Here is a 25,691-nt window from a genome sequence, read left to right as displayed (position 1 = left end):
CCGCCGAGGTCACCGCCGGGCCTTCTCCACCGCCGTCCGGAAGCGGGCGGCGTCCTCGCGGACGGCGAGCATCGGTTCGAGCACCTCCTCCTCGGCCACGGTGTCGACGGCGGCCCGGAGGCGACGGCCCGCCGCCCGGCCGCGGCGCCGCGCCCGCAGGCCGACCAGGGGGCGGCTCACGAAGGCGAGCAGGACCCCCGCGAGCAGGCCGGCGATCACCAGCAGCGTCGGCAGCGGCACCCCCTCCACCCGGGGCAGGGGCACGACCTCGTCGAGCTGGAACAGCCCGAGCACCACCAGCGCCAGGAGCCAGAGCGCCCCGACCAGCGCGACGGCGGCCAGCAGCCACTGCAGCCCTCCGACGGCGCGCTGCCAGAGCGGGGTGCGATCGGGCCCCAGGTCGGTGCCGGCCACCACCTGGTCGAGGCGGTCGGCCAGCCGGGCCTCCGAGGTCTCCACCGTGCGGCGCAGATCGTCCCGCCAGGCCTGCGGCAGGTCCTCGCCCGCGGCGTCGCGGGCCCGCCGGACCGCCGTGGCCACGCCTGCCAGCTCCACGGCGCCCGCGGGCGGCAGGGAGGTGCGCGCCCGCTCGTCGCCGAGGTGCAGCCGCTTCAGCGGGTCCGGTCGGAGTTTCCGGGTCCACCGCAGCAGCGGCCAGCCGGTGTGCTGGACGCCGGAGCGGAGGGTCGACCGCTCGACGGCGGCGGTGACCGTCGGGACCCCGGCGGCGTCGGCCAGCGCATCGCCCAGGTGCTCGACCAGGTCGTCGGCGTCCCGGCGGTCCAGCGGCCGGGCGTCGTCGCCGGCGTGCGCGCCCAGGGCGACCGCGGCCCTCCGGACGTCGGCGGTGAGCCGGTCCGTGGCCGCCCTCCGCGCCGCCACGCGCCGCGCCAGCTCCCCGCGGAGCTCGGCCACCCCATCACGGGTGCGGGCCGAGACGGCGAGCAGCGGCGTCGCGGCCAGCCCCTCCCGGTCCAGCAGGGCCCGGAGATCGGTCAGGCACTCCTTGGCGGCGACGGCGTCGAGCCGGTCGACCTGGTTGAGGACGACGAGCAGCACTCCCGCGTGCCCCGCCAGCGGCGCCAGATACCGGTCGTGGACGGCGGCGTCGGCGTACTTCTCCGGGTCCAGCACCCACACGAGCACGTCCACCAGCTCGACCAGCCGATCGACCTCGAGCCGGTGCTCCAGGCGCACGCTGTCGTGGTCGGGGAGGTCGAGCAGGACCAGTCCGTCCAGTGCGGGCTCCGGCGGATGCCGGTGACGGCGCGGCACCTCCAGCCAGTCGAGCAGCCGGTCGGCCCCGTCCTCGGCACCACCCCACACCGTGGCGTGGGCGACGCCGGTGGTCGGCCGCCGGACCCCCGGCAGGCTGACCTCGCTGCCGGAGAGAGCGTTGAAGAGGGTCGACTTCCCGCTGCCGGTCGCACCGGCCAGGGCCACCACCGTCGCGTCGCCGAGCGCCGCGCGGGCACCGGCCTTGGCGAGCAGCGAGCGGGCCGCGGCCACCTCCGGTACCTGCAGGCGCCCCTCGGCGACCTCGACCGCCTCCCGCAGGGCGGCCAGCCTGTCCGCCAGCGGCGGCTCCCGGCGGATCACGAGTCCGCCTCGCCGGCGCTCGTCGGCCTCGTGCTCCCGGATGCTCTGCCCACCGGTGAACTCGCGCGCTCGTTCATGCGGCGGCCCGGCGGGCCGCGCCGAGCGCCCGGACGGCGGCCCGGAGCTCCTCGGCGGCACCGGGCCCTGGCGCCACGGCGGCGAGCCGACCGTCGAAGCGGTCCTGCTCGTAGCGCAGCAGCTCGTCGGCGCGCGCCTCGAGGTCCTCCCGCGCGCGGGCGGCCAGCGACCGGACGGCAGCGTCACCGAACACGGCCTCCAGCACGCGCTGACCGACCGCCGTCGTCCCGCCGGCCACGGCGATCTCCCCGCCGGTCAGTCCGCCGGTCTGCGCGAACACCGCCACCATGACCGCGGCACCGGCCCCGTTGACGCCCCAGGAGAGCACCCGGGCCTTCGAGCGCTTGTCGGCGCCCTCGTTGCGGACCAGGTCGAGCACCGTGCCCTGCCAGTCCCGGACCTGCGCCGCCGCCGCCTCGGGGAAGTCCGGGCTGGCCTGCTCCAGTTCCCGCTCGGCACCCCCCAGGAGAGCGGCACCTCCCGGCAGCGACCGCCACGTCGTCACGGTGCGCTCGGCGGCCCGGTCAGCCTCGGCCCGCAGCAGCCGTTCGACGCTGTTCTCCAGGGCGCCCTGCAGTCCGTCGGCCGGCGTCGGCCGCCCGGTCAGGGCACTGGTGAGCCGGTCGCGCAGCTGCCCGACCTGGGTCTGCAGCGTCCGCATCCACTCGCCGGTGCCGACGAACTCCTGCCACCGGGCCAGCACCTCTCCCCGCAGCAGGCTGCCGCTGCGGACGCCCTCGTCCACCCCGGCGCGGGCCGAGTCGTAGGCGGCGGTCGCGGCGTCGTGCAGCGCCCGGGACGCGCCGTCCGTGGCCTCGATCGCGGCCGCGACCCCCGCGGCCCGCTGCTCCAGGCTGTCGAGCGCGCCGGTCAGCGTCTGCCGGACCACGGCGGCCCGGGCATCCTGGTCGGCGGCGAGGGCGTGCAGCCACTCCCGGAGCGGCCCGACCTGGTCCTCGGGCAGCCGCCCCTCGGTCAGCGGGCGTTCCTCGACGACGAACAGCCGGGCGGTGGAAAGACCGGCGCGCTCGAGCATCCCGGCGAGGTCGGCCGCCACCTCCCCGACCGCCTCCGGGGGGACGCGGTCGAGGACGACGGCCAGCGCCGTCCCCCGCTCCTGCGCCGTGCGCAGCACGTCCCAGGGGACGGCGTCGGCGTAGCGGGACGCCGTCGTGACGAACACCCAGAGGTCCGCCGCGGCGAGGAGCTGGCCGGCGAGCTCACGGTTGGACTCCACGACGGAGTCGACGTCGGGAGCGTCCAGCAGGGCCAGGCCGGCGGGCAGGTCGTCCCGGACGACGAGCTGCACGGTGCCCGGACCGCCGGAGGCGCCGGTGACGCGGGGCAGACCCGGGAGCACGCGGTCCCCGGAGAAGGCGGGCAGGTCGGCGGGGGCGCAGACCAGCACCGGTGACCGCGTGGTGGGTCGCAGCACGCCCGCCGTGGTCACGGGCGCGCCCACCAGGCTGTTGACCAGCGTGGACTTGCCCGCCCCGGTCGAGCCGCCGACCACCGTGAGCAGCGGCGCATCGAGGTCGAGCAGGCGCGGCAGGAGGTAGTCGTCGATCTGGTCGGTGACACCGTGCGCGGCACGGCGAGCCGCATCGGCCTCGGGAGTGGCGAGGCCCAGCGGGGCGGACGTGAGCTGGTCGCGCAGCGCCGTCAGGGCATCGGGCAGCCGGAGCAGCGGCGGGGCGGTCACACCCGCTTCCTGCCCGGCGGGCGCCGTCCCTACCCGCGAAGGCCGGGAGGTGAGTCGTCCGCCTTGCTGGCCCGCTCCTCGCGGAGCGCCTGGAAGACGCGGCGACGCACCCGGTCCTGGTCCTTCTCCTGCATGTTCGTGAAGCGGATCGACATCACCCACCGCGCGCCACGGGCCTGGGTCCGCACCACCTCGGCCTTGGTCTTGATGGCGCCGTCCTCGAGCGACAGGGTCAGCAGGAGCTGCACCCCCGCTTCGGGCGGCGCCCCGAACCCGTCGAACTCGGCGCGCAGGCCGGCCTCGCTGACGTCCACCGTCGTCCCCTTGAGGTCGATGGCCCCGTACTCGGCCTCGACGGGAACGGTCACCCGGCCACGGACCGCCTTGCGCCGTTGGCTGTTCTCGGCCGGGCCGGTGATCCGCAGCCGCCACCGGATCACGGCGCCCTGCTCGACCTCCGTGACCTCCGCGGGGACGGCGCGCTGGCTGTCCTCGCCCTTCCAGTAGACCTCGACCACGTCACCGGTCTTGACGACGACCTGCTCGACGAACTCGCCGACGGACGGCCGGAGGGAGATGACGCCCTCGTGCACGACCTCCACGCGCGCCGTGACCGAGATGCCACGACCGCTGAGCGTGACCTCTGCCTCGGTCTGCTCCACCGGGTGGTCAACACCGGGAACGCTCATTCGTCCTCTCCACTCCTGTGCCGCGGGACGCACTGGCCGATGCCTTCGGTCCCGCGACCCGCCGGTGGGAACGGTAACCGCCGGGGTCGCGGGCCGACCACGCCGCCTGCCCGACGCGCCGGGCGGGCGGCCTGACGCACCCGGCCCACCCGGTCATCGGCGTCCCGGGGGCATCCGTCGAGGACACCGCCCGGACGCCTTCCGGGGAAGCGGGACGGCGGTCCTTTTCGGAGTCGGTGCAGCCGGCACGGGATGTCCGGGTCAGCGCACGGGGTGTCCGGGTCAGCGCACCGGGTGTCCGGGTCAGCGCACGGGGTGGGGCAGGGCCCGTCCGATCTCCGCACCGGGCGGGGGGACGCCGTCCGGTGCCCCGACCGCGTTGCGGGTGACCTTCGCCCGGTACAGGTGGCCGTCCGCCTGCGACATCAACTCCGCGGGGTAGGCCTGCTCGCCCGAGGCGACGGCCACGCCGAGGGAGAGGGTCAGCTCGCCGGGCGCGAACCGTGGCGGCTGCAGCCCGGCGGCCTCGCACCGCAACCGCTCGGCCAGCTCCACCGCGCGCTCCAGATCGGTTCCCGGCAGCAGCACGGCCAGCTCGTCGCCACCGAGCCGCGCGACGACGTCGTCCCCCCGGACCCGCTCGGCCAGCAGCGCAGCGACCCGGGTGAGCGCACCGTCGCCCCCGGCGTGCCCGTGCCGGTCGTTCACCTGCTTGAAGTGGTCCAGGTCCACCAGGACGACCGCGACGGAGGTGCCACCACGACGGGCCTCGGCACAGGCGGATTCCAGTTCGGCGTCCCAGCGGCGGCGGTTCGCCAGTCCGGTCAGCGGGTCTTCCTGGCTCAGTCTCTGCAGCTCGGAGAGGAGCGCCGCGGTGCGGCGCTGCTCCTGCTCGAGCCGCAGCCGCGTCTCGAGTTCGCGCAGGGCCAGGCGGTACCGGTGCACGTGCGCCACGAGGGCGACGAGCGTGGCGGTCGCGAGGTAGAACGCCGCGATGGCCAGGGCACGGACCGGCAGGGCGGTCGGCGCGAGGACCACGGCACCGGCGAGGGCCAGCCACGTGGCGACCACCAGCCCGATTGTCCACCGGGGGTGCGAGGCGAGCAGGCAGCCGCACGCGTTCAACGCGACCGACAGGCCCAGGACGTAGGGCTCGACGGTGTCGACCTGCGGGATCATCCATACCACCGCGGCCTGCACCACGGCGAGGATCACCACGGTGAGCAGCTCCGGGTGGCGGCGGCCGACGGGGTGGCGCCACAGCAGCCAGGCCGCGATCCCCATGGGAGCCAGACCGGCCAGGCGGACGACGAGGAAGGACGGCGCGAGGCCGGGTTCCAGCAGGAGATCGAAGCCGGACCACGCGGGGAAGACGACCAGGGCAGCCACGGCGACGATCAGGCCGGACGTCCGGGCCCGACCGCTCATCGCCTCGCGCAGGCGATCGGCCACGGCGACGTCACCACGGGCCTCCACGTGTCCGACATCGGCACCGGGCCGGCTGCGCCTGAGCCCGCGGGGTCCGCCCGACCCTCGTGGGTGACCGGCCCCGTGCGGCGTCCCCCCGGCGTCGGTCGATGCGGCACGGCGTCAGCCGTTGCGGCGGGCGGTCCAGGAGCTGACGAAGTCGCGCAGGCTCCTGGTCGGCCGCAGCCACGCACCGTCCGGCGGCAGGGCGTCGAGACGGACGCGGTCCAGCGGCTCGGTGAACGCCCCGGGAACGTCCTCGATGTCGATGAACTGGAGCAGGTCGGAGCTGATCGCGTAGCCGGCGACCTCGCTGAAGGCCACGACGACGACCTGGGTGCCCTCGCGGACGAGCTGCTCCAGCGGTTCGGCGAAGTTCCGGCCGTCCCCGGAGAACACGACCAGCCGGCGCAGGCGGTGGCTGTGCGCCCGCACCGCGATGTGGTCGAGCATGTCCTGGTCGATGTCGTCGTCCGGCTGGGTCTTGGGCCGGGCGAAGACGGCGAAGCCGAAGCCGCGCAGCGCCTCGACCCAGCGCTGCAGCGTGCCCGGCTGCGGCGGGATGTTGGCGAACACGCAGGCCTCGACGTCGGAGGCGTCCGGTTCCGTGGGATCGCCGGCGCCCTCGACGAACCAGGCGGCGATGGCGTCGAACCGCGGGCGGGAGGCGGCGGTTGGCCGCGCGCCGATCACCGTCGACAGGGTCATGTCGATGTTCGGCGCGTCCCAGATGAGCAGGTCCAGGGCCGGCCGGACGCGGCCGTCCGCGCCGGCGCCGGGATCGGGCAGCGTCCCGGAGTCGGTCGGGGTCCCGGGGGCGAGGGTGTCGGACACGGGAGCAGTGTGCCGCGCCCCGACGTCGTCGGTGACGTGCGGTGCCCCGCCCGGGTCCATGGCCGGGTCCGTGACCGGGTCCGCGGCCGGGCCCGTCGGGAGCGGCGAGAAGCGCGGCGGACCGCCTGGCGCCGTCGCCCGGCGGCCCGGACGACGGCCGATCACCCGGCGTGGATCGCCGCGCCGGCGACCGCCAGGGCGCACAGGTCGCCGCCGGCCGCCTGCACCCGGCGCACGAACCCGGGAACCGCGTCGGCCGGCATCGCCTGACCGAGCAGCCAGCCCTGGGCGAGGTCGCAGCCGGCATCGCGCACCATGCGCAGGTGCTCCGGGGTCTCGACGCCCTCGGCCACCGAACGGATGCCGAGCGTGCGGGTCAGGCCCACGATGGCCGCCAGGACCGCCCCGCTCTCCCCCGCCGCAGCCCGCTCCGCCGCGTTCAGGAGCGAGCGGTCGATCTTCAGCGTCCCGATCGGGAGCGCGAAGAGCTGAGCCAGCGACGACCAGCCCGTCCCGAAGTCGTCGATCGCCACGCGGACGCCGAAGCTGCGGAGCACGGTGAGCTGGTCCTCCGCGCGGGTCGGGTCCTCGGCGACCGTGGTCTCGGTGAGCTCGAGCACCAGCTGGTCCGCCGGCAGGCCGGACTCCCGGAGGGCCACTCGGACGTCCCGGACCAGCGTCTCGGCCGAGAAGTGCCGGGCGCTGACGTTCACCGACATCCGCAGCGGCAGGCCCTCGGCTGCCCACTCCGCGGCCCGCCGGGTCGTCTCGCGCAGCAGCCACCGGGTGATGGGGATGACCTGGCCGGTCTCCTCGGCGACGGAGAGGAAGGAGTCGGGTGGCAGGAGGCCCCGCTCGGGGTGCTGCCAGCGGACGAGCGCCTCCACGCCCTCGACCTCGCCGGTGTCCAGTCGCACCACGGGCTGGTAGTGGACGACGAGCTGGTCGATGGCGTCCTCCCGCAGGCGGGTGGCCACCTCCAGGCGCCAGCGAGCCGCCTCGCGCAGGCCCGGCGAGAACAGGTGGACGCGGTCGCGGCCGGAGCCCTTGGCCGCGTACATCGCCGCGTCGGCGTCGCTGAGCAGCTGGTGCGCGTCGTCGGAGTCGGGCCGCGAGACGGCGACGCCGATGCTGGCCGAGACCGGGACCGTGATGCCGGATGCGACGAAGGGCAGGGCGAAGGTCGTCTGCAGCCGGAACGCGAGCGCGGCCGCCTCCGAGGAGTCGCAGCCGCGGGCGAGGACGACGAACTGGTCGCCACCGAGCCGTCCCACCACGTCCCCGGGCCGGACCTGCTCGGCCAGCCGGGCCGCGACCTGGCAGAGCAGCGCGTCACCGACCTCGTGCCCCAGCGAGTCGTTGACGGTCTTGAAGCCGTCCAGGTCGAGCACCAGCAGACCGGTGGCGCCGGTATCGCTGCTGCGGTCCGTGAGCGCGTCCCGGATGGAGCGCAGGAGGGAGCTCCGGTTCGGCAGGCCGGTCAGGTCGTCGTGAGCGGCCTGCCAGGCCAGCGCCTGCTCGCTGCGCACGCGGGCCGTGATGTCGGTGTGGGTGACGACCACCCGGGAGGCTCCGATCACCCGCGAGGCCTGCAGCCGGAACCAGGCGGTCTCCTCGCCCATCCGGCAGGAGTAGTCGTGGTCGAACGTCGCCGTCGCGGGGTAGGCGACCCCGCCCTCGGTAGGCTCCTGCACGAGACGGCGCATCGCCGCGTCGATGACGGCGTGGTCGGCCGGGTCCAGCCCGATCCTCATCGCGTCGAGGTAGTTGTCCCCCACACCGCCGGGTTTGTGCCCGTCGGACCGGAAGACCTCGCCGTTCACCTCCCAGGCCCGGTTCGCGTTGATGATGCGGCCGTCGCCGTCCACCAGCACCGTCGCCGACGGGAGCGCCTCCAGCACGTCGGTGAGCTCGCGCACCTCCGCGTCCCGCTGCTGGTCGCTGCGGAAGTGGTCGTCGACGTCCCGGAAGAAGACCGCGAGGCCGTCCTGGTCGCGAAAGGCCCGGATCTCGTACCAGCGCTTCTGCGGCGCGTAGAAGTAGGTGAACTGCCGCGCGAGGCCGTCGGTGAACGCGCCGCGGAACTGCTCCTCGATGAACGAGCCGCGGGCGTCGGGGAAACAGTTGAGCGCATGCTGGCCGATCAGCTCATCCGCGGTGCGCTCCATCAGCGCCTCGGCGGCGGAGTTGAGGTAGCGGAACCGACCGTGCGCGTCGAGACGGTAGACGGCGTCCGGGACACCGGCCAGCGGGTCGGAAGCACCCGCCTGTGACCCGTCGTCGTGTTCTCGCACGCTGCCCGCTCTCGTCCAGTGCATCGGTCCGCAAGAAATTGCGGCACAGGACCGTCCCGTCCGGGGAAGGGGCGGCACATGAATTACATCGAGGGTAGTTCGTTCCGCGGCGTTTCAGACAGCCCCGACTCGAGCGCGCTCGATGATCTCCCCGACCGCGGTTCCCGCCGGGAGCGTCCCGAGGACCGCGCCCCAGTCCCCGCCCAGGCGAGAGGCGCAGAACGCGTCGGCGACCGGCTCCGGGGCGTTCCGTAGGAGCAGCGACCCCTGGAGACAGAGGGCGAGAAGTCCGGCGAGTCGCCGCGCCCGGAACGGCAGTTGCCCGGGGTCGCCGAGCTCGGCGTGCAGTCGTTTGACCGCGTCGTCGAAGCGGGGATCGGCGCCGCGGGCGAGTTCGATCTCGTCGGTGACCGCGGCCAGCGTGTCCGAGGAGCGGCCCATCGCCCGCAGCACGTCCAGCGCGATGACGTTGCCCGAGCCCTCCCAGATCGAGTTCAGCGGCGACTGCCGGTACAGCCGGGGCAGGCCCGACTCCTCGACGTAGCCGTTGCCGCCCAGCACCTCCATCGCCTCCGCGACGACGCCGGGGGTGCGCTTGCACACCCAGAACTTGGCGGCGGCGCCCGCCAGGCGCAGGAAGGCCGACTCCCCCGCGTCCAGCGCCGCGGCCAGCCGGATGGCCAGCGCGGTGGCCGCCTCGCTCTCCACGGCCAGGTCGGCCAGCACGTTCTGCATGAGCGGCTGGTCGGCCAGCAGCGCACCGAACGCGCGGCGGTGCCCTGCGTGATGGATGCCCTGGGTGAGCGCGGCCCGCACGGTCGACGCCGAGCCCAGCACGCAGTCCAGCCGCGTGGTGTTGACCATCTCGATGATGGCGGGCACGCCGCGGCCGGGCTCCCCCACGAGCCAGCCCGTCGTCCCCTCGAACTCGACCTCGCTCGAGGCGTTGGACCGGTCGCCGAGCTTGTCCTTGAGCCGCTGGAGGCGGAAGACGTTGCGGCTGCCGTCGGGCAGCACCCGGGGGACCGCGAAGCAGGAGACCCCCTCGTCGAGCTGCGCCAGGACGAGGAACAGGTCGCTCATGGGCGCCGAGGTGAACCACTTGTGCCCGGTCAGGGCGTAGCTCCCGTCCGGCCGCGCGACCGCGCGCGTCGTGTTGGTCCGGACGTCGGAGCCACCCTGCTTCTCGGTCATCCCCATTCCGGCGATCAGGCCGGTCTTCGTCCCGGGCTCGGCGAGGCCGAACTGGTAGTCGAGGCTGGTGAGGCCCGGCTCGAAGCGGGCGGCGAGCTCGGGGGTGCTGCGCAGCGCCGGGACGGCGGCGTAGGTCATGGTCACCGGGCAGGCATGGCCCATCTCGACCTGCGTCCAGCCGAAGTAGCCCACCGCGCGACGGACGTGCGCGTGCCGGTCCCCGGCCCGGGACGCCGCCCACGGGGCGCCGGCCAGGCCGGAACCCACGGCGGTGCGCATCAGCTCGTGCCAGTAGGGGTGGAACTCCACCTCGTCGACCCGGTGGCCGTACCGGTCGTGGGTGCGCAGTCTCGGCGGGTTCTCGTTCGCGACGCGTCCCCACTCCTGCGCCTGCTCGCTGCCGGCCAGGCGTCCCAGGTCCGTCAGCGACTCCAGCGCGGCGGCGTCCGCATGCCGGAGACAGGCCTCGGCCAGCGCGGCGTCGCCGGAGATCGGGTCGTGCCCCGACAGCGGCGGGACCTGGTTGGTGACCTCGTGCGTGCCGCTCATGTCGGCACCCTACTCATCAGTAGGTAGTGCCGCGGCCGCCCGGTGGGCGCCGCGTGAGGGCAGTCCGGGCGGGTCTGTCCCAGCCGCCGCGCCACTCCGCCGGAGCCACCGCGCAACCGCCGGAGCCACCGCGCCACTCCGCCAGAGCCACCGCGCAACCGCCGGAGCCACCGTGCACGGGGGCTCTCGCAGTGGGAGGGCGGCTCCGCCGGCCGCCGTCCGCCATCAGGCGGGCGGGCCGCCCAGGAGCAGCTGGCGCAGCAGGTGCATCGCCATCGTGACGGATCGTTCCCGCACCGCCGTCCGTGAGCCCGCCAGCCGGAGCGCCCGCGCCTCCTGCCCGTCCGGGCCGGCGACGCAGAGGTGCACCGTCCCGACCGGCTTGTCCGGCGTTCCCCCGCCGGGCCCGGCGATCCCGGTGATCCCGACGCCGATGTCGGCACCGAACCGCGCCCGGGCCCCCTCGGCGAGGGCCACGGCCACCTCGGGGCTGACCGCCCCGTGCGCGGCGAGCATCTCGGCAGGGACGCCGACGAGCCGCTCCTTCGCCGAGTTCGCGTAGGCGGTGATGCCCCCGAGGACCCACCCCGACGAGCCCGCGCGCTCGGTCAACCGCCCGGCGAGCAGACCGCCGGTGCAGGACTCGGCGGTGGCCACGGTGAGCCCTCGGTCGGCGAAGGCGCCCGCGACCAGGTCGTCCAGCGTGGGGCCGGTCGAGAACAGGGCGTCCCCGTGGTTCTCGACGAGGGCCGCCAGCAGCCGGTCGTAGGCGCCCTGGGCCTCCGGTGCGAAGCGGGTCACGATCTCCAGCTCGCCCTCACGCATGCAGGTCGTGACCTCGAGGCCGGCCAGGTCCGGCTCGACCTCGCGGAGGGTCACGGCCAGTTGCGCCTCGAGCGTGCGCCACAACCGGACCGTCTCCTGCCGGAGCTCCGCGCCCCCTGCCAGGGCACTGCGGACCGGCTCGGCGTCGAGCGCCGCCGGCCACATGCCGCGCAGCTCGGGCGGCGGGCCCGGCAGCACCAGGACGACGGGACCGTCCCGCCCGTCGGCGGGCGGGACGACCAGGCCCGGCGCGGTGCCGACCGGCTCGAGGACGACCGCGCCGGCGGGGACCAGGGCCTGCTTCCGGACGCCGGCGGCCATGGCCTCGGGCGTCGTCGACCAGCCCCGCGCTGCCGTGAGCCGTTCCACGATGGCCGCGATGCGCTGCTCCAGGGCCGGGTCGAGCGATGAGGGGCGACCCTGGAACCCGCCGACGACCTCCGCGGTCAGGTCGTCGGCCGTGGGACCGAGCCCACCCGTGGTGATGACCAGCGCCACCCCGGTGCCGGCGAGGAACCCCAACGCGTCCCGGAGGTCGCCGGGCCGGTCACCGACGACGACCACGTGCCCGACGTCGATCCCGAGGAGGCGCAGCTGCTCGGCCAGCCAGGGGCCGTTGCGGTCGGGGACCCGGCCGGTCAGCACCTCGGTCCCGGTGACGACGATGCCTGCGCGCGTGACCACGCTGGCGACCCTAGGTCGGGCCGGCGGGAGGAGCAGCTCGGGCCCGGGCCCGTTTCCGGGACCCCCGACCGGGGAGCCGCACCGGCCCGGGGGCCGGTCACGGATACCGTGCGGACGAGAGAGGTCCGGCCCGCGGACCACCGGAGCGCGCAAGGAGGAGCCGTGAGCGTCCCGTCCCACCCCCGGTCGCCCGGAGATCCGGCCGATCCCGCACAGCCCAGCACCGCGGAGATCCCCGTGGTCCAACCGACTGCCGCCCCGGTGACCAAGCAGCTTCCTCCCCACCCGGGTGCCACCTCGTTCGGAGCCACGGCCGTCGGAGCCCAGCCGGTTCCGTCCGTCCAGCCGCCGCCGCAGCCGACCGGGCCGGTGGACTGGGTGCCCGGGCTCCCCGGCCTCGGGACCCCGCCGCCGCCACCTCCGCCGCCCGCCGCCCCGCAGTCCGCCGCCCCGCCGGCACCGGTCTCGACGTGGCCGGAGAGCCTCGAGTCGGACGACGCCCCCCGGGAGCGCACGAAGGCACGGGCGGCCCGGCTCCCCCAGGACCGCAGCGCCCTGATCGCGGTGGGCCTGGCCGCGCTGGCGATGCTGGTGCTCCAGCTGGGTCTGGCGCTCGACCTCGGCTCGCAGTCGCTGTGGGACGTCGTGCCGCTGTGGTCGGCCTTCGCCACGGCCGCCGTCCTCGTGGGGCTGCTGGCCCTCCTCTACGCGTCCTCGCCGGGCGGGCGCCCGCGCGCCGGTCAGGCCTGGCGGATCGGCGCCGCCGGGCTGGTCTGCCTGTCCGTCTTCTGGCTGCTGGTCGCCCTCCCCCGGGCGGACGGCGACCGCGGTTTCCTGCTCACCGCCGCGCTCGGCCTCCTCGGCGCCGCACTGTGGACCGGCGCCAAGCGCGACTGACCAGCGCAACCACGACGAGCTGACCGGAGTCAGTCGTCGTCGGACTCGCTCGACGAGGCCGACGTGGACCCCGCCGCACTGGAGGACGTCGCGCCGCTCGTGGGTGCGGTCGACGGGGTCGTACTGCCCGGGGAAACGCTCTCCGTCGGGGTGGCCGACGTCGTGGTCGAGGGCGCCGCCGCGGAGAGCACCGGGCCGCTCGGGGACGCCGGTACCGCGGTCTCTTCCGGCTGCGTCGGTGCCGGCTCGTCGACCACCGCGGCGACCGAGGGCGCGGAGCCGCCGCGGCTGGGGCCGGTGCTGGCCGCGGGCGGAGCCACCGCGTAGGTGACGACCACGGTGTCCCCGACGGCCAGGGACGTGCCGGAGGGCTCGACGGCGGTCACCCGGTCGGGCGCGGTGTCCGCGGTGACCAGCTCACGGAGCTCGACGTTCAGGCCCAGGGCCGTCAGCCGGGCCGCGACGTCCTCGACCGGGCGGCCGATGTAGTTGTCGGCATCCAGGACGATGCTGCCGCTCTGCACCTGCTCGGCAGCCGACGCGGTCGAGGCGGGTGGCCCGTCGGACAGGGCCTGCAGCAGGGCGGCCGCGATGCCTGCCCCGGCGAGCAGGGCCAGCAGCGGCAGCAGGACCGCCGCGACGCGGCGCCGGCTGCGGCCGGCGGGGGAGCGCGTGGACCCCGGCCGCCGGTGTCCGGCACCCGCGGCCCGCTGCCGGGGCAACGCGCCGGTGGCGGCCAGCGGGACGGAGACGGTCGCCGGGGCGTCGGCCAGGCTGCGCCCGGCGAGCACGTCGTCGATCGCCGCGGCGAAGGCTGCGCCGTCGGGCAGCCGGGCGGCGGGATCCTTGAGCAGGGCGCGGCGGATCAGCCCGCGGACACCGGCAGGCAGGTCCCCCGGCAGTGGCTCGGGGTCCTGCTGCACCTGCTTCAGCGCGATGGTCACGGCGTTGTCGCCCTCGAAGGCGGGGTGCCCGGTGAGGCACTCGTAGCCGATCAACCCGAGCGCGTAGACGTCGCTGGCCGGTGTGGGGGACCGGCCCTCGGCCTGCTCCGGCGACAGGTACTGCGGCGTGCCGATGACCTGCCCGGTCCGCGTCAGCGCGACGCTGCGGGCCGACCACGCGATGCCGAAGTCGGTGATCTTCACGCTGCCGTCAGGGCGGACCAGGATGTTCCCGGGCTTCACGTCGCGGTGCACCAGGCCGGCACGGTGCGCCTCGCCGAGGCCGAAGGCGGTCTGCCGGAGCAGCGAGAGCGTGGTCGCCGTCGCGAGCGGCCCCTCGCGTGCCACCAGAGTGGAGAGCGGTTCGCCCTCCACGAGTTCCATGACCAGGTAGGCCAGGGTCTCGCCCGTGCCGTCCTGCGCGATCTCCTCGCCGTAGTCGAAGACCGCGGCGATGTTCGGGTGGCTGAGTGAGGCGGCGTGCTGGGCCTCCGCCCGGAAGCGGGCCAGGAACGTGGGGTCGCCGGTGTACTCGCTGCGCAGCACCTTCACGGCGACCGGCCGGTGCAGGGCGATGTCCAGCCCCCGCCAGACCTGTCCCATACCGCCGGCGGCGATCAGTCGGTCCAGTTCGTAACGGTCCCCCAGGCACCGTCGACCTGGTTCGACCACGGGGGCAACTCCTCGTTCTGTCCGGCCCGGCTTCAGGCGGGCTGCGACGCTGCCGCCCCGGGGCGCATTGGTCTCCCTGTCCCTCACTGTCCATTCGGGGCCCGGATTACACATCGCGCACGCAGCCCTAGCGGCGGACGGGGCGACCCGATTCCCGTCTGACCTGCCCCAACCCGCGCATCCGGCGCGCCGACTGCGGGGCGTGCCGGACCGACCACGACGTCAGCCCTCGAAGAGGCTGCGCCCCCACCAGTCCCCGTCCCCCTGGACGCCCGGCGGGCAGGCGAACACGGCGGAGGACGTGTGCCGGATGTACTCGCTCATGGTGTCGAGCCGCAGGTTCTTCTGGACCTGGACGAACCCGGTCGCCGGATCCCGCTGGTAGGCGATGAAGAACAGGCCGGCGTCGAGGCGGCCGAGCCCGTCGGAGCCGTCGACGAAGCTGTAGCCACGACGCAGGATCGCCGTCCCGGAGTTCGCGGGGTTGGCCAGGAAGACGTGCGAGGTCTCGGGGATCGCGAACTCGCCGTCCGTCTGCCTCGTGAAGTCGACGGGGTCGAACTCGCGCCGCTGCCCGAGCGGGGCGCCATCGCCCTTGGTCCGGCCGATCGTCCGCTCCTGCTCGTCCAGCGACGAGGTGTCCCAGGGCCAGACGAGCATCCGGATCCGCCGCGTGACGAGGTAGGAGCCCCCGGCGAGCCAGTCGGCGCCGCTGTCGCCCGTCCCCACCCAGACGAAGCGCTCGAGCGCCGCGCTGTTCTCGGCCTTGAGGTTGTTCGTGCCGTCCTTGAAGCCGAACAGGTTCCGCGGCGTGGCCTGGCCCGTGCTGGTGGACGACGTCCGGCCGAACCCGAGCTGCGACCAGCGGACGCTCACCACGCCGGCACCCAGGCGGACGAGGTTGCGGACCGCGTGCACCGCGACCTGCGGATCGTTGGCGCACGCCTGGATGCACAGGTCGCCGCCGCTGATGGCCGGGTCGATCTGGTCACCGGCGAACGACGGCAGCGCCGTCAGCGGTGCCGGCCGGCGGGCGGCCAGGCCGAACCGGTCGATGCCGTCGGCGGCCGCGAACAGCGTCGGCCCGAAACCGATGGTCAGGGTGAGCCCGGACGCCGGGAGTCCGATCGCCTCCCCGGTGTCGTCCGGCGGGGCGTACTGCTCGCCGTCCACGGCGCCGACCGGGCCGGCGTCCCGGCCGGCCGTCATCCGGCGGGCCGCCCCGGTCCAGGCCTTCAGCATCTCGACGAGGTCGGCACGGCTGTCGGTGGCGACGTCGAAGGCGACGAAGTGCAGGTGGTCCTGGGCCGGCGTGACGATCCCGGCCTGGTGCCGGCCGGTGAACTCGACGGCGTCGTCGGGACCGGGACCGGAGGAGGACGCGGTCTCCAGCGTCGACCGCCCGATCAGCCCGCCGGTCGCGCCCGCGGCCAGCACGCCCGCGGTACCGGCGCCGAGCCAGCCGAACAGCCGTCGGCGGGAGACCCCGGCCGGCGGCTGCTGCTCCGGCTGCGCGGAGTCCTGCTGCGTGCTCACCGGCTCACCGGTCCGCGACGACAGCTGCCACCTGGCTGACCGACTCGGTCAGGGCGGTGACGCTGTCGCTGAGCGCCTTGAGCTGTTCCTGGCTGAGCTGGTCGTGCAGCAGCCAGCCGTCCCCCGAGCGGTGCTTCTCGAGCTCGGCCTCGGTGCTCGCGAAGCGCTCGTCGATCTCGGCGACCAGGTCCGGGTCGGCTTCCTCCAGGTAGGGACGCAGCGCCTGGACGGCGGCCTGCGAGCCCTCGAGATTGGCCGCGAAGTCCCACAGGTCGGTGTGCGAGTAGCGGTCCTCCTCGCCGGTGATCTTCCCGGTGGCGACCTCGTCGAGCAGGGCCTTCGCACCGTTGGCCAGCTGCAGCGGGTCGAGCGTCGTCTCGTTGGCCAGGGCCACGATCTCCTCGACGTCGGTGAGCAGCTGGTCGGCGTACGGGCCCATGTCCGAGACGTCGCCGGTCTCCCACAGCGCCTTCTCGATGCGGTGGTAGCCGGTGAAGTCCTCGCCTTCGGCCTGGTCGCCCTCGCGGCCGTCGATGCGGGGGTCGAGGTCGCCGAAGATCTCGGCGACCGGCTCGATCCGCTCCCAGTAGGTCCGCGCCACGGGGAAGAGCGCCTTCGCCCGCTCGATGTCGCCGGCCTTCACGGCCTCGACGAACGCCGTCGTCTGCTCGGTGAGCGCCGTCGTCTGGCTCTGCACGTAGCGCTGGTAGTCCTGCGCGGCCCGGGCCAGCGACTCGTCCTCGGACAGCTGGGTGGACTCGCCCGTGACCGTGAGCGGGGAGCGGATGCCGTCGCCGATCATCCCGGGCTTGCAGGCGGCCTCGTACTGCCCGGCCGGCAACTCCACCAGCAGCGGCCGGCTCAGGCCCGGGGCGATGTTCTCGACCTCGGCCATGACGCGGTCGCCCTCGGCGTAGACGTAGAACTCGGTGACCTTGCTGCCGCCGTTGGTCACCTCGAACTCGTGCGTGCCGGCCGCGAGCTCGGTGGCCTCGACGTCGCAGGAGTCGTCGGAGGCGGCCACCGGGATGGTGTCGGCGGCGGTCGCGTCGGCGTCCTCGGACCCGCCGCCGCACGCCGCGGTCAGGACGACGAGCGCGAGGGCGGGGAGCAGGGCGCAGCGGCGGTCAGGAAGGGACATGCTGCGGGGTCTCCGAGTTCGGGAGGGCGCCCGGGGCCACACCGGCCCGGGACGAGACGGCGGGACGGGACGGCCGGAGGACGGCGAGGGGGACGAGGTGGACCGTGGCCTCGAGGCCCCCGCGGAGACCGGTCGGGCAGCTGGCGCGGACGGCCTGACCCATGCGGCGACCCGATCTGCTGACGGCGGACCCTCACCGAACGACGAAGGCAAGGCTCACCTTACCTAGCTGCCTGGGATCCGCCCCGGCCGGTCCCGGCCACCGCTGCGCGGGCGCCGCCGCTCGTGACAGGGTGGCGGCGATCAACGACCTCCAGGGAAGGCAGGGCGACGATGTCGGACACCGTGACGAGGGACGACGCCGGCGGGGTCGCCACCCTCACCCTCCAGCGGCCGGCGCTGTCCTCCGCACTGCGCCGGGATCTGCTCGACGCGGTCCGGGCCGTCGGCGCCGACGAGTCCGTGCGCGCGGTGCTGCTGACCGGATCGGGACGCGCGTTCTGCGTCGGCCAGGACCTCGCCGAGCACATCGAGTCGCTGCGCGGGAACGCCGCGACGTCCCTCTCGGTCGTCGAGGAGGAGTACAACCCGCTGATCCTGGCCCTGGCCGGGCTGCGCGTGCCCGTCGTCGTCGGGATCAACGGCGCCTGCGCCGGAGCGGGGCTGGGCATCGCCCTCGCCGGGGACCTCCGGGTCGCCGCGGCCGGGGCGAAGTTCACGACGGCGTTCACCGGGATCGGTCTGTCCAGCGACTCCGCCCTGGCGGCCCGGCTGGTGCACTGCGTCGGTGCGTCGCGGGCCACGGAGCTGCTGCTGCTGCCCGAGCCCTTCTCCGCGGAGACGGCCGCGCAGTGGGGCCTCGTCCACCGCGTCGTCGCACCCGAGCAGGTGCTGCCGGAGGCCCACGCCCTCGCGTCGCGGCTGGCGACCGGGCCCACGGCGGCCTACCGGGCCGTGAAGACCGTGCTGGCGACGGCGGCGACGGACCCGCTGGAGGAGACCCTCGCGCTCGAGGGCCGGTTGCAGACGGAGCTGGGACAGACCGCCGACCACCACGAGGCGGTCGAGGCGTTCCTGGCCAAGCGTCCGCCGGTGTTCAGCGGCCGCTGAGCACCGGGGGCCGTCGTGGGCCGCTGCCGGCGAAGCGGGCGCGTCGCGCCAGGTTGTGCTCCTGCCGTCGGGGCGAGCTCCCCCACCCGGCGACAGGGCGTCAGGGCCGGTCCGCGGGCGAGGCGCCCGCGGACGTCAGCGGGCGAGCGTGGCGCAGGCGGGGCAGACGTCGCGGGCCACGAGCGGCCACCGCTCCTCGGGCGAGACGCGGGCGAGCGATCCGCACACCGTGAGCTCGCAGGCGCCGTCCAGTTCCGCCGGGGAACGGTGCACCTCGACGGCGTGCCACAGGGCGGCGGTCGGGCCGTGGGCGCGGCTGCGGGCGGCGGCGTAGACGATCGTCTGCAGGCTCATGCCCACAAGGTCGGCAGACCGCGCGTGCAGCTTTACGGTCCCGGCCGGATTCCTTCCCCGATAGGGGTGGAGCACGGGTTCCGAGACCGGCACGCGCCGTCGCCGCCACGGGGGCAGGATGCCGTCATGGAGGTGCTGCCATGGAGCTGATCAAGCACGGCCACGCGTGCGTCGTCCTCTGCGAGGAGGAGCGCCGGCTCGTGATCGACCCGGGCGTGTTCACCGACCCGGCCGCCTTCGACGGCGCCTCGGCCGTGCTGCTCACCCACGAGCACGCGGACCATTTCGCACCCGACCGCCTGCGGACGGCGCTGGAGGCGGACCCGGGGCTCGAGGTCTGGACGAACTCCTCGGTGGCCGGTCTGCTGGACGGGCTCGGGGGCCGGGTCCACGTGGTGGGCCACGGGGACGCCGTGACGGTCGCCGGCTTCGACGTGCACGTCCACGGGGAGCTGCACGCGGAGATCCACCCGGACATCCCGCGGATCCGGAACATCGGTTTCCTGGTCGAGGGCCAGGTATTCCACCCCGGTGACGCGCTGACCGTCCCGGAGGAGCCGGTGGCGACCCTGCTGCTCCCGCTGCACGCGCCGTGGGCGCGGACCGGGGATCTCATCGACTACGTGCGGGCGGTGCACGCCGACCAGGCGTACGCCGTGCACGACGGCCTGCTCAACGACGCCGGTCTCGGTGTCGTGAGCGGCCTGCTGGGCGAGCGCGGGCCGGGTACGCCCACGCCGCTGGCCCGGCTGACCCCGGGGGACTCGGTCGAGCTCTGAGAGCCCGGCGGTGAGCCCCCCGGGAACGGCTCAGCGGATCGAGCCGCGGGACCGGCCGGAGATGCCCTCGGCGACGCCGATCAGCAGGACGGCGGCGACGACGGCCAGCACGAAGCCGACGAAGTTCAGCTCGGTGATGCTGCCCATGCCGATCAGGCTGGCGAGGAAGCCGCCGATGATGGCGCCGGCGACACCGAGCAGCAGGGTGGCGAGCATGCTGAGGCGCTGCTTGCCCGGGACGATGAGGCGGGCCAGGACGCCGATGACGAGGCCGATGAGGATGAGGCCGAGGATCTGGATCACAACGTTCTCCTTCGTTCGACCGGCGCGCAGCGGTCCGGCCCATCGCCGGGCGCGCCGCGCCGGTGCACGGTGGAGGCATGTACCCCCTCCGGCCGCGCTGATGCGCATGTTCCCCCGATCGTGATCTTCGCGATAGAGCTCAGCCCGCGTCGCTGACGCGGGCCACGTGCGCCGGCACCTTCTCCAGCTCCGCGTCGACGGTCCGCTGCACGAGCCGCCGGAGAGCGCCGCGCTGGAGCCGGCGGACGACGCGGCCTCCGCCGGTCGGCTCGTGGGTGATGGCGATGGACACCCGGGTGCCGCCCGACGCGGTGTCGGCGAACTCGAGGCGGGTCGTCCAGGTCTCCGGCGTCAGGACCAGCCGGGTGGTGACGAGGACCTCCGGCTCCCAGGCGACGATCTCGCCGCGCGGCGCCCCGGCGGCGGGCTCGGCTCCGTCGAGCCGGCCGGGTGCGCAGACGAACGTCGTCCCCACGTCGGGACCCCCTCCGGTCGCCGCGAGCACGTAGGACACGTCGCACACCGCGCAGTAGGGCTCGAGCACCGCCAGGGCGCGCCAGACCTCGGCGCGCGGCTGCGGGACCTCGCGGACGCCGCTCGCGGTCGTCGTGGGCGGGGAGGCAGCCACCTCAACGACCGCCCACGGAGACCTCGAACTCGACCTGGCTCACGTCCGGGCGGAGGCGGGAGAAGCTGTGCACCAGCGGGCGACCGCCGCTGTCCCGGACGGTGGTCCGGACGACGAGCAACGGCGAGCCGGCCACGATCCGGAGCAGGTCCGCCTCGTCCGGGGCGGCGGTGCCGACGTCGACGACGATCCGCGCGTGCGCCAGGTCGGCCGCGTACTCCCGCCGGAGGAAGTCGTAGAGCGAGCCGTGGCCGAAGTCCTCCTCCGCGGCGCGGGGGAACATCGTCGCGGGCAGGAAGCTGTGCGCGACGTGGTTGGGCTCGCCGTCGACACTGCGCAGCCGTTCCAGCTCCACGACGTCGGCGGCGCCCTCCAGGGACAGCTCGACCGCCACACCGGCCGGGGCGGGGACGATCCGCTGGGTGAGCACCTTGGTGCCCACCTGGGCGCCCTGCTCGCTCATCACGGAGCTGAAGCCGGCGATCCGGTGCACGAAGCTCTCGCGGTACTCGTGCCGGATGGCGGGCCGGGTGACGTAGGTGCCCCGGCCCTGCTCGCGGACGAGGTGGCCGTCCGCGACCAGGCCGTCGACGGCCCGGCGGAGGGTGATCCGGCTGACCCCGTACTCGGCGCAGAGCACCGGCTCCGGCGGGAGCAGGGTCAGCTCGGGCAGCGCCGTCACGCGCCGCCTGAGGTGCTCGCGGACCGCGAGGTACTTCGGTCCGGCAACGGGATTGACCACGGGCCAAAGGTACGGGATGGCAAGACGTCTGGTCGTCATGTCGTATGAGACGTCCGTAACGCTGGGCGGGGACTGGCCCGACACGCCGGTGGCCGGATACATCAGGACGTCATGACGTATCGTCGGCCGCTCACCCATGCGAGGGGAGCTGCCGGTGCGCATCGGTGTCCTGACCGGCGGGGGCGACTGCCCCGGCCTCAATGCCGTCATCCGTTCCGTCGTCCGTACGGCGACCACCCACTACGACAGCGAGGTGATCGGTTTCCGGGACGGATGGCGTGGCCTCCTCGAGGACCGGACGACGCCGCTGGACATCGCCGCCGTCGACGGCCTGCTCACCCGCGGGGGGACGACGCTCGGCTCCGCCCGGGTCGCCCCGGAGCGGCTGGACGCCGGGATCGCGGAGATGAAGGGCGTGCTGGCCCGGCACGGGGTCGACGTCCTCATCCCCATCGGCGGGGAAGGGACGCTCACCGCCGCGCACCTGCTGTCGCAGGCCGGCGTCCCGGTGGTGGGCATACCGAAGACGATCGACAACGACATCGACGAGACGGACCTGACCTTCGGCTTCGACACCGCGGTCAGCATCGCCACCGAGATGATCGACCGGCTGCACACCACGGCGGAGTCCCACCAGCGCGTGCTGCTCGTGGAGGTGATGGGCCGGCACGCCGGGTGGATCGCGCTGCACGCCGGCCTGGCGTCCGGGGCGCACCTCACGCTGGTGCCGGAGGAACCGTTCGACATCGACGAGGTGTGCCGCCTCGTCACCGCCCGGTTCGAGCGCGGCGACTCGCACGTGATCGGGGTCGTCGCCGAGGGCGCGACGCCGCTGCCGGGCACCATGCCGCTCCGCGACGGCGGACTGGACGAGTACGGGCACCGCAGGTTCACCGGGGTCGCCTCGCAGCTGGGCGAGGAGCTGGAGCGCCGCACCGGCAAGGAGGTCAGGACCACCGTCCTCGGCCACGTGCAGCGCGGCGGCACGCCCACGTCGTTCGACCGCGTCCTGGCCACCCGGTTCGGCCTGCACGCCACGATCGCGGCGCACGCGGGCGAGCACGGACAGATGGTGGCGCTGCACGGGACCGAGATCGAGCTGGTACCCCTCGCCCGCGCCGTGGCCCGGCTCAAGACCGTGAGCGCCTCCCGGCTGGCCGAGACCGGCGCCTTCACCGGGTGAGCCGGCGGGGGCGCGCGGTCGCGGAACCGCGGAGTCCGGAACCGGGGGATCGCGTGAACGGTCCGCCGGCGGGTAGCAGCAGCTCGCAGCATCGCGGTGCGCCGTCGCGGCGGCAGGAGACCGGGAACGCATCGTCACGGGTGCGATCCGGGCCGACCCCGGACGGGAACGCTCGGTGCGGCGATTGGCCCATCCGGCGTTCCCGGGCGGAGGATCATCCCGTGACCGACTCGGACTGGCGTTCCCGCAGGTGGGACGCCACGCACCAGCGCATCTACCGGGCAGCGATGGAGCTCTTCGCCGAGCGCGGGTTCGAGCGGGTGAACGTCGGGCAGATCGCGGCCGGTGGCGGCGTCTCGGTCCCGACGTTCTACGCGCACTACCCCAGCAAGGAACACATCGTCATGCAGCTCCCCACCACGGAGCAGATGGTGGCGCTGCTGTCCACGCAGCCCAGGGAGCTGCCGCTCCGCGACCGGCTGGTGGGACTCGCGTCGGTGTGGCTCGCGCTGTGGGGTCCCGAGGACCGCGACGACATGCTCGCGCGCTGGCGCATCATCGCGTCCACCCCCGCCCTGCGCACGCGGGCCGCCGAGTTCGAGCGCACCACCGCCGAGATGATCGCCGGTGCCCTTGCCGGGGCGACCGATGGTCCGGTGCGTCAGTCCGACGTGATCCTGGTCAACGCCTACATGGCGGCGTTCACCTCGGCGCTCCTGAACTGGGCGGACGGCCACGGCGAGCGCAAGATCGAGGAGCACGTGGACGAGGCGTTCGAGACACTGCAGGAGCTCTGAGCCGCCCGCTCGCACCCCTACCCGTCACCGCGGGGATCGCAGCTCCACCACGGTGACCTCCGGCCGGGCCCCGATCCGCATCGGCGGCCCCCAGTACCCGGCCCCGGCGGTCACGTAGAGCTGCGTGTCCCCGTGCCGGGACAGTCCCTCGACCGCGGGCTGGTCCAGGCGGATGGCGTAGTCGAAGGGCCAGAGCTGTCCGGCGTGGGTGTGGCCGGAGATCTGCAGATCGACCCCCGCCGCCCGGGCCTGGCCCACCATGTACGGCTGGTGGGCCAACAGCACGACTGGGACGGCGTCGTCGCGCCCGTCGAGGGCCGCGTCCAGATCCGCGCCGTGACCGGGCAGGCCCGATCGCGCGGCCGTGCGGTCGTCGATGCCGGCCAGGTCGACCCATGCGCTCCCCCGCCGGATCGGCACCCGCTCGTTGCGCAGCACGTCGATGCCCAGGGTCGGCAGATGGCGCAGCCACGCTTCCGTGTCCACGAAGTACTCGTGGTTCCCGGTCACGAAGAACACGCCCTGCTCACTGACCAGGTCGGCGAGCGGGGTGACCTCGTCCCGCAGCTCCGGGAGCTCGCCGTCCATCAGGTCACCGACGATCGCGACGACGTCGGGCCGCTGCTCGTTGACGAGCTCGACCAGCCGCTCGAACCGCCGGCCGCCGTATGTGGCCGACAGGTGCGCGTCGGAGAAGGTGACGATCCGCAGGCCGTCCAGCGCCGGGTCCAGGCCCGCCAGCGTCACCGGCACCCGACGCACGACCGGCGAGGAGTTGGCGAAATCTGCGCCGCTACCGGCCGTCCCGAGGGCGACCACGCCTGCCGTCGCGGCCAGGCCGCGCGCGAGGAACACCCGCCGGGACGGGGAGGTGACATCGCGATCCTCCCGGATCGCAGCGGCTACGACATCGCTGTCCTCCCGGACAGCACCGCCGCCAGGTGCCGTTCCCTCTTCGCGATGAGCCGCTGTGTCGAGCCTGCGCGGGACCCTTCGGGCCCCACTCGGCTCGAGCTCCATGGGTTGCGTCTCGCTTCCACGTTCCGCGTTCGTCCCCCCTCGGCGTTGAGCCGCCCCACTCGTCTCGAGCCTGACATCGCTGTCCTCCCGGACGGCACCGCCTCCGGGTGCCGTTCCGCGGTCCGGCTGAGCCGTTGTGTCATCCCTGCGGGCTCCGCTCGGGCTGACCTCCGCCGGTCCTCTTCTTGTCCAGAGCCTCGCCAGGAGCCGGACGGGTTCGAGGGCGAGGAGGGCGAGGAACGTGTAGAAGGCGAGGCCCAGCCAGCTGTAGGCGACCCAGTCCAGGGGGGCGGCCGCGTCCATGGGCAGCGTGCGGCGCAGCAGGATGGCGAGCACCGGCAGCAGCATGAGCACGACGACCAGCCAGGTCAGCCGCCGCCGCGTCCGCCCCGGCTCGGTGGTGCTGCGCACCAGCCGCCACCACAGGTACGAGTGCAGCAGGAGCATCGCCAGCAGGACGACGGTGCCGAAGCCCAGCAGACCGACGATGTTCAGTGCAGACCTCCCGGTCGGGGCGCGGTACGGGGCACCGGTGTCGGGCCGGAACGCCGGCCGTGCGACGACCGTGGTTCCCGGGTGGTTCCACGACGGAGGGCCGTCCGGCGTTCCCGACGGCGTCAGCGCGTCGCCGCCGACGCGGCACCGCTCCGGCTCCCCGGCCGCGGCTACGGTGAGCGGCGATGCCCTCCCGCCGTTCCGCCCGCCGCCGGTGGGCTCTTCCCGCGGCGGCGCCCTGGGCGACATGGGCAGTTCTGCGGGCGACGGGTTCCGAGCGTGGCTTCCCGCTGATCCCGGCGCTGTCCTTCACGCCGTACGCGGCGGCGTCCGCGGTCCTGCCGTTCGCCCTCGCCGTCCACGCCCGCTCCCGAGCCGCCGCGCTCGTGGCCGCGGGATCCGGCGCGGTCCTCGCCGGCGCCGTTCTGGTCCCCGCCCGCCGCCGGCCGCCGGCATGCCCCCCGCCGTCCGGTGCGCGGCTGCGCGTGGCGACGGTGAGCCTGCGCCGCGGGCTGGTGGCACCCGGCCCCGTGCTCGAACTGGTCCGGCGCCACGACGTCGACGTCCTCGCCGTGCAGGAGCTGACACCTCGCGCCGAGGCGGCTCTGCGGGCGGCGGGCATCCACACGCTCCTGCCGCACGGACACGTGCTCGCCGCCCGTCCCGGCCAGGTGCTCTCGGCGTCAGGCGCGGTCTGGACCCGTGTGCCCGTCACCGGGCGGGGCGAGGTCCCCGGCGAGTTCGAGCAGCCGACCGTCCGGCTCGCGGGGAGCACGGCACCGGCCGTCGAGGTGACCTCCGTGCACACGTTCCCCCCGGCGACGTCCCCCGCATCGGTCCGGCGCTGGGCGCGGGACCTCGCTTCCCTGCCGGCCCCCGCGCCCGACCTGCTCCGCGTGCTGGCCGGTGACTTCAACGCGACGTTCGACCATGCCGCGCTGCGGGCGGTGCTCGGCCTGGGTTACGACGACGCCGCACGGGCCGCGGGAAAAGGCCTGGCATGGACCTGGCGGCCGCTCCGGCTGCGGTTTCCCCGGCTCGTCCTGGACCACGTGCTGGTGGATCCGCGGATCACGATCGCGTCGGTCGACGTCGTGCCGGTGTCCGGCAGCGACCACCGGGCCGTCGTCGCCGAGCTCGTCCTCCCCGGCGGCTGACCGTTCCGCGGGATGTTC

At 74.6% G+C, this 25,691-nt stretch carries 22 protein-coding genes; 6 read left to right on the top strand and 16 right to left on the bottom strand.

Annotated elements, in window-relative coordinates; all coding sequences use genetic code 11:
- Positions 1-9: 9 nt before the first annotated feature.
- The 8 genes from E4P39_RS15805 to E4P39_RS15770 form a co-directional block, all read right to left on the bottom strand.
- Positions 10-1,599 (bottom strand): GTPase, encoded by a 1,590-nt coding sequence (locus E4P39_RS15805; protein WP_135137532.1) that lies wholly within the window; start codon positions 1,597-1,599, stop codon positions 10-12.
- Positions 1,600-1,672: 73 nt separating this feature from the next.
- Positions 1,673-3,379: a GTPase domain-containing protein gene (locus E4P39_RS15800; protein WP_135137531.1), complete on the bottom strand. Its 1,707-nt coding sequence runs from the start codon at positions 3,377-3,379 to the stop codon at positions 1,673-1,675.
- Between the two features lie 29 nt (positions 3,380-3,408).
- Positions 3,409-4,068 carry a PilZ domain-containing protein gene (locus E4P39_RS15795; RefSeq protein WP_135137530.1) on the bottom strand — a complete coding sequence of 220 codons (660 nt, stop codon included), beginning with the start codon at positions 4,066-4,068 and terminating at the stop codon, positions 3,409-3,411.
- A gap of 303 nt (positions 4,069-4,371) precedes the next feature.
- Positions 4,372-5,520 carry a GGDEF domain-containing protein gene (locus E4P39_RS15790; RefSeq protein WP_135137529.1) on the bottom strand — a complete coding sequence of 383 codons (1,149 nt, stop codon included), beginning with the start codon at positions 5,518-5,520 and terminating at the stop codon, positions 4,372-4,374.
- Positions 5,521-5,658: 138 nt separating this feature from the next.
- Positions 5,659-6,369 (bottom strand): NYN domain-containing protein, encoded by a 711-nt coding sequence (locus E4P39_RS15785; RefSeq protein ID WP_245159873.1) that lies wholly within the window; start codon positions 6,367-6,369, stop codon positions 5,659-5,661.
- A 161-nt stretch (positions 6,370-6,530) separates the two neighbouring features.
- Entirely contained in the window at positions 6,531-8,663 is a 2,133-nt protein-coding gene (locus E4P39_RS15780) for an EAL domain-containing protein (RefSeq protein WP_245159872.1), read from the bottom strand.
- Between the two features lie 114 nt (positions 8,664-8,777).
- Complete coding sequence (locus tag E4P39_RS15775) at positions 8,778-10,406, bottom strand: acyl-CoA dehydrogenase family protein (protein ID WP_135137526.1); 1,629 nt, start codon at positions 10,404-10,406, stop codon at positions 8,778-8,780.
- Positions 10,407-10,631: 225 nt separating this feature from the next.
- Positions 10,632-11,915, bottom strand: a complete 1,284-nt coding sequence (locus tag E4P39_RS15770) for a competence/damage-inducible protein A (RefSeq protein ID WP_135137525.1) — start codon at positions 11,913-11,915, stop codon at positions 10,632-10,634.
- A 162-nt stretch (positions 11,916-12,077) separates the two neighbouring features.
- Here E4P39_RS15770 and E4P39_RS15765 point away from each other — a divergent pair, with 162 nt between their 5' ends.
- On the top strand, positions 12,078-12,812 hold the full coding sequence (locus E4P39_RS15765) for a hypothetical protein (RefSeq protein ID WP_135137524.1): 735 nt from the start codon (positions 12,078-12,080) through the stop codon (positions 12,810-12,812).
- Between the two features lie 29 nt (positions 12,813-12,841).
- Here E4P39_RS15765 and E4P39_RS15760 read toward each other — a convergent pair whose 3' ends face one another.
- The 3 genes from E4P39_RS15760 to efeO form a co-directional block, all read right to left on the bottom strand.
- Positions 12,842-14,428: a serine/threonine protein kinase gene (locus E4P39_RS15760; protein ID WP_135137523.1), complete on the bottom strand. Its 1,587-nt coding sequence runs from the start codon at positions 14,426-14,428 to the stop codon at positions 12,842-12,844.
- A gap of 222 nt (positions 14,429-14,650) precedes the next feature.
- On the bottom strand, positions 14,651-15,964 hold the full coding sequence (gene efeB / locus E4P39_RS15755; protein WP_135137522.1) for an iron uptake transporter deferrochelatase/peroxidase subunit: 1,314 nt from the start codon (positions 15,962-15,964) through the stop codon (positions 14,651-14,653).
- Between the two features lie 4 nt (positions 15,965-15,968).
- Complete coding sequence (efeO, locus tag E4P39_RS15750; RefSeq protein ID WP_135137521.1) at positions 15,969-17,105, bottom strand: iron uptake system protein EfeO; 1,137 nt, start codon at positions 17,103-17,105, stop codon at positions 15,969-15,971.
- A 345-nt stretch (positions 17,106-17,450) separates the two neighbouring features.
- On the opposite strand from efeO, the gene E4P39_RS15745 reads away from it, so the two are divergent.
- Positions 17,451-18,215 (top strand): enoyl-CoA hydratase-related protein, encoded by a 765-nt coding sequence (locus tag E4P39_RS15745; RefSeq protein WP_245159871.1) that lies wholly within the window; start codon positions 17,451-17,453, stop codon positions 18,213-18,215.
- A 135-nt stretch (positions 18,216-18,350) separates the two neighbouring features.
- Here E4P39_RS15745 and E4P39_RS15740 read toward each other — a convergent pair whose 3' ends face one another.
- Positions 18,351-18,569, bottom strand: coding sequence for a hypothetical protein (locus tag E4P39_RS15740; protein WP_135137519.1), 219 nt, complete (start codon positions 18,567-18,569; stop codon positions 18,351-18,353).
- 140 nt (positions 18,570-18,709) lie between these two features.
- On the opposite strand from E4P39_RS15740, the gene E4P39_RS15735 reads away from it, so the two are divergent.
- On the top strand, positions 18,710-19,348 hold the full coding sequence (locus tag E4P39_RS15735) for an MBL fold metallo-hydrolase (RefSeq protein ID WP_135137518.1): 639 nt from the start codon (positions 18,710-18,712) through the stop codon (positions 19,346-19,348).
- A gap of 30 nt (positions 19,349-19,378) precedes the next feature.
- Here the strand turns inward: E4P39_RS15735 and E4P39_RS15730 are convergent, their stop codons facing one another.
- From E4P39_RS15730 to E4P39_RS15720, 3 genes are all read right to left on the bottom strand, one after another.
- On the bottom strand, positions 19,379-19,651 hold the full coding sequence (locus E4P39_RS15730) for a GlsB/YeaQ/YmgE family stress response membrane protein (protein ID WP_245159870.1): 273 nt from the start codon (positions 19,649-19,651) through the stop codon (positions 19,379-19,381).
- A gap of 139 nt (positions 19,652-19,790) precedes the next feature.
- Complete coding sequence (locus E4P39_RS15725) at positions 19,791-20,279, bottom strand: SRPBCC family protein (RefSeq protein WP_135137517.1); 489 nt, start codon at positions 20,277-20,279, stop codon at positions 19,791-19,793.
- Between the two features lies 1 nt (position 20,280).
- A complete protein-coding gene (locus E4P39_RS15720; RefSeq protein ID WP_245159869.1) occupies positions 20,281-21,021 on the bottom strand; it encodes a GntR family transcriptional regulator in 741 nt (246 codons plus the stop codon).
- 154 nt (positions 21,022-21,175) lie between these two features.
- Here E4P39_RS15720 and E4P39_RS15715 point away from each other — a divergent pair, with 154 nt between their 5' ends.
- Together E4P39_RS15715 and E4P39_RS15710 are read left to right on the top strand one after the other, a co-directional pair.
- Positions 21,176-22,204, top strand: a complete 1,029-nt coding sequence (locus E4P39_RS15715; RefSeq protein ID WP_135137515.1) for an ATP-dependent 6-phosphofructokinase — start codon at positions 21,176-21,178, stop codon at positions 22,202-22,204.
- A gap of 221 nt (positions 22,205-22,425) precedes the next feature.
- Positions 22,426-23,001, top strand: a complete 576-nt coding sequence (locus E4P39_RS15710) for a TetR/AcrR family transcriptional regulator (RefSeq protein ID WP_135137514.1) — start codon at positions 22,426-22,428, stop codon at positions 22,999-23,001.
- A 24-nt stretch (positions 23,002-23,025) separates the two neighbouring features.
- Here the strand turns inward: E4P39_RS15710 and E4P39_RS22985 are convergent, their stop codons facing one another.
- Positions 23,026-24,765 (bottom strand): metallophosphoesterase, encoded by a 1,740-nt coding sequence (locus E4P39_RS22985; RefSeq protein WP_245159868.1) that lies wholly within the window; start codon positions 24,763-24,765, stop codon positions 23,026-23,028.
- Here E4P39_RS22985 and E4P39_RS15695 point away from each other — a divergent pair.
- Positions 24,702-25,673 (top strand): endonuclease/exonuclease/phosphatase family protein, encoded by a 972-nt coding sequence (locus E4P39_RS15695; RefSeq protein WP_135137513.1) that lies wholly within the window; start codon positions 24,702-24,704, stop codon positions 25,671-25,673. The genes E4P39_RS22985 and E4P39_RS15695 overlap by 64 nt on opposite strands.
- Positions 25,674-25,691 lie beyond the last annotated feature (18 nt).

Origin of the sequence: Blastococcus sp. CT_GayMR19 (assembly GCF_004570385.1) — a bacterium.
Lineage (GTDB): Bacteria > Actinomycetota > Actinomycetes > Mycobacteriales > Geodermatophilaceae > Blastococcus_B.
Note: the sequence above shows the minus strand (reverse complement) of the source record. Positions and strands in the feature narration are given on the sequence as shown.

Coding starts and splice junctions, on each gene's coding strand:
- E4P39_RS15795 (WP_135137530.1), bottom strand. CDS start 4,068: ATGAGCGTTCCCGGTGTTGACCACCCGGTGGAGCAGACCGAGGCAGAG.
- E4P39_RS15775 (WP_135137526.1), bottom strand. CDS start 10,406: ATGAGCGGCACGCACGAGGTCACCAACCAGGTCCCGCCGCTGTCGGGG.
- efeO (WP_135137521.1), bottom strand. CDS start 17,105: ATGTCCCTTCCTGACCGCCGCTGCGCCCTGCTCCCCGCCCTCGCGCTC.
- E4P39_RS15740 (WP_135137519.1), bottom strand. CDS start 18,569: ATGAGCCTGCAGACGATCGTCTACGCCGCCGCCCGCAGCCGCGCCCAC.
- E4P39_RS15735 (WP_135137518.1), top strand. CDS start 18,710: ATGGAGCTGATCAAGCACGGCCACGCGTGCGTCGTCCTCTGCGAGGAG.
- E4P39_RS15695 (WP_135137513.1), top strand. CDS start 24,702: ATGCCCTCCCGCCGTTCCGCCCGCCGCCGGTGGGCTCTTCCCGCGGCG.
- E4P39_RS22985 (WP_245159868.1), bottom strand. CDS start 24,765: ATGTCGCCCAGGGCGCCGCCGCGGGAAGAGCCCACCGGCGGCGGGCGG.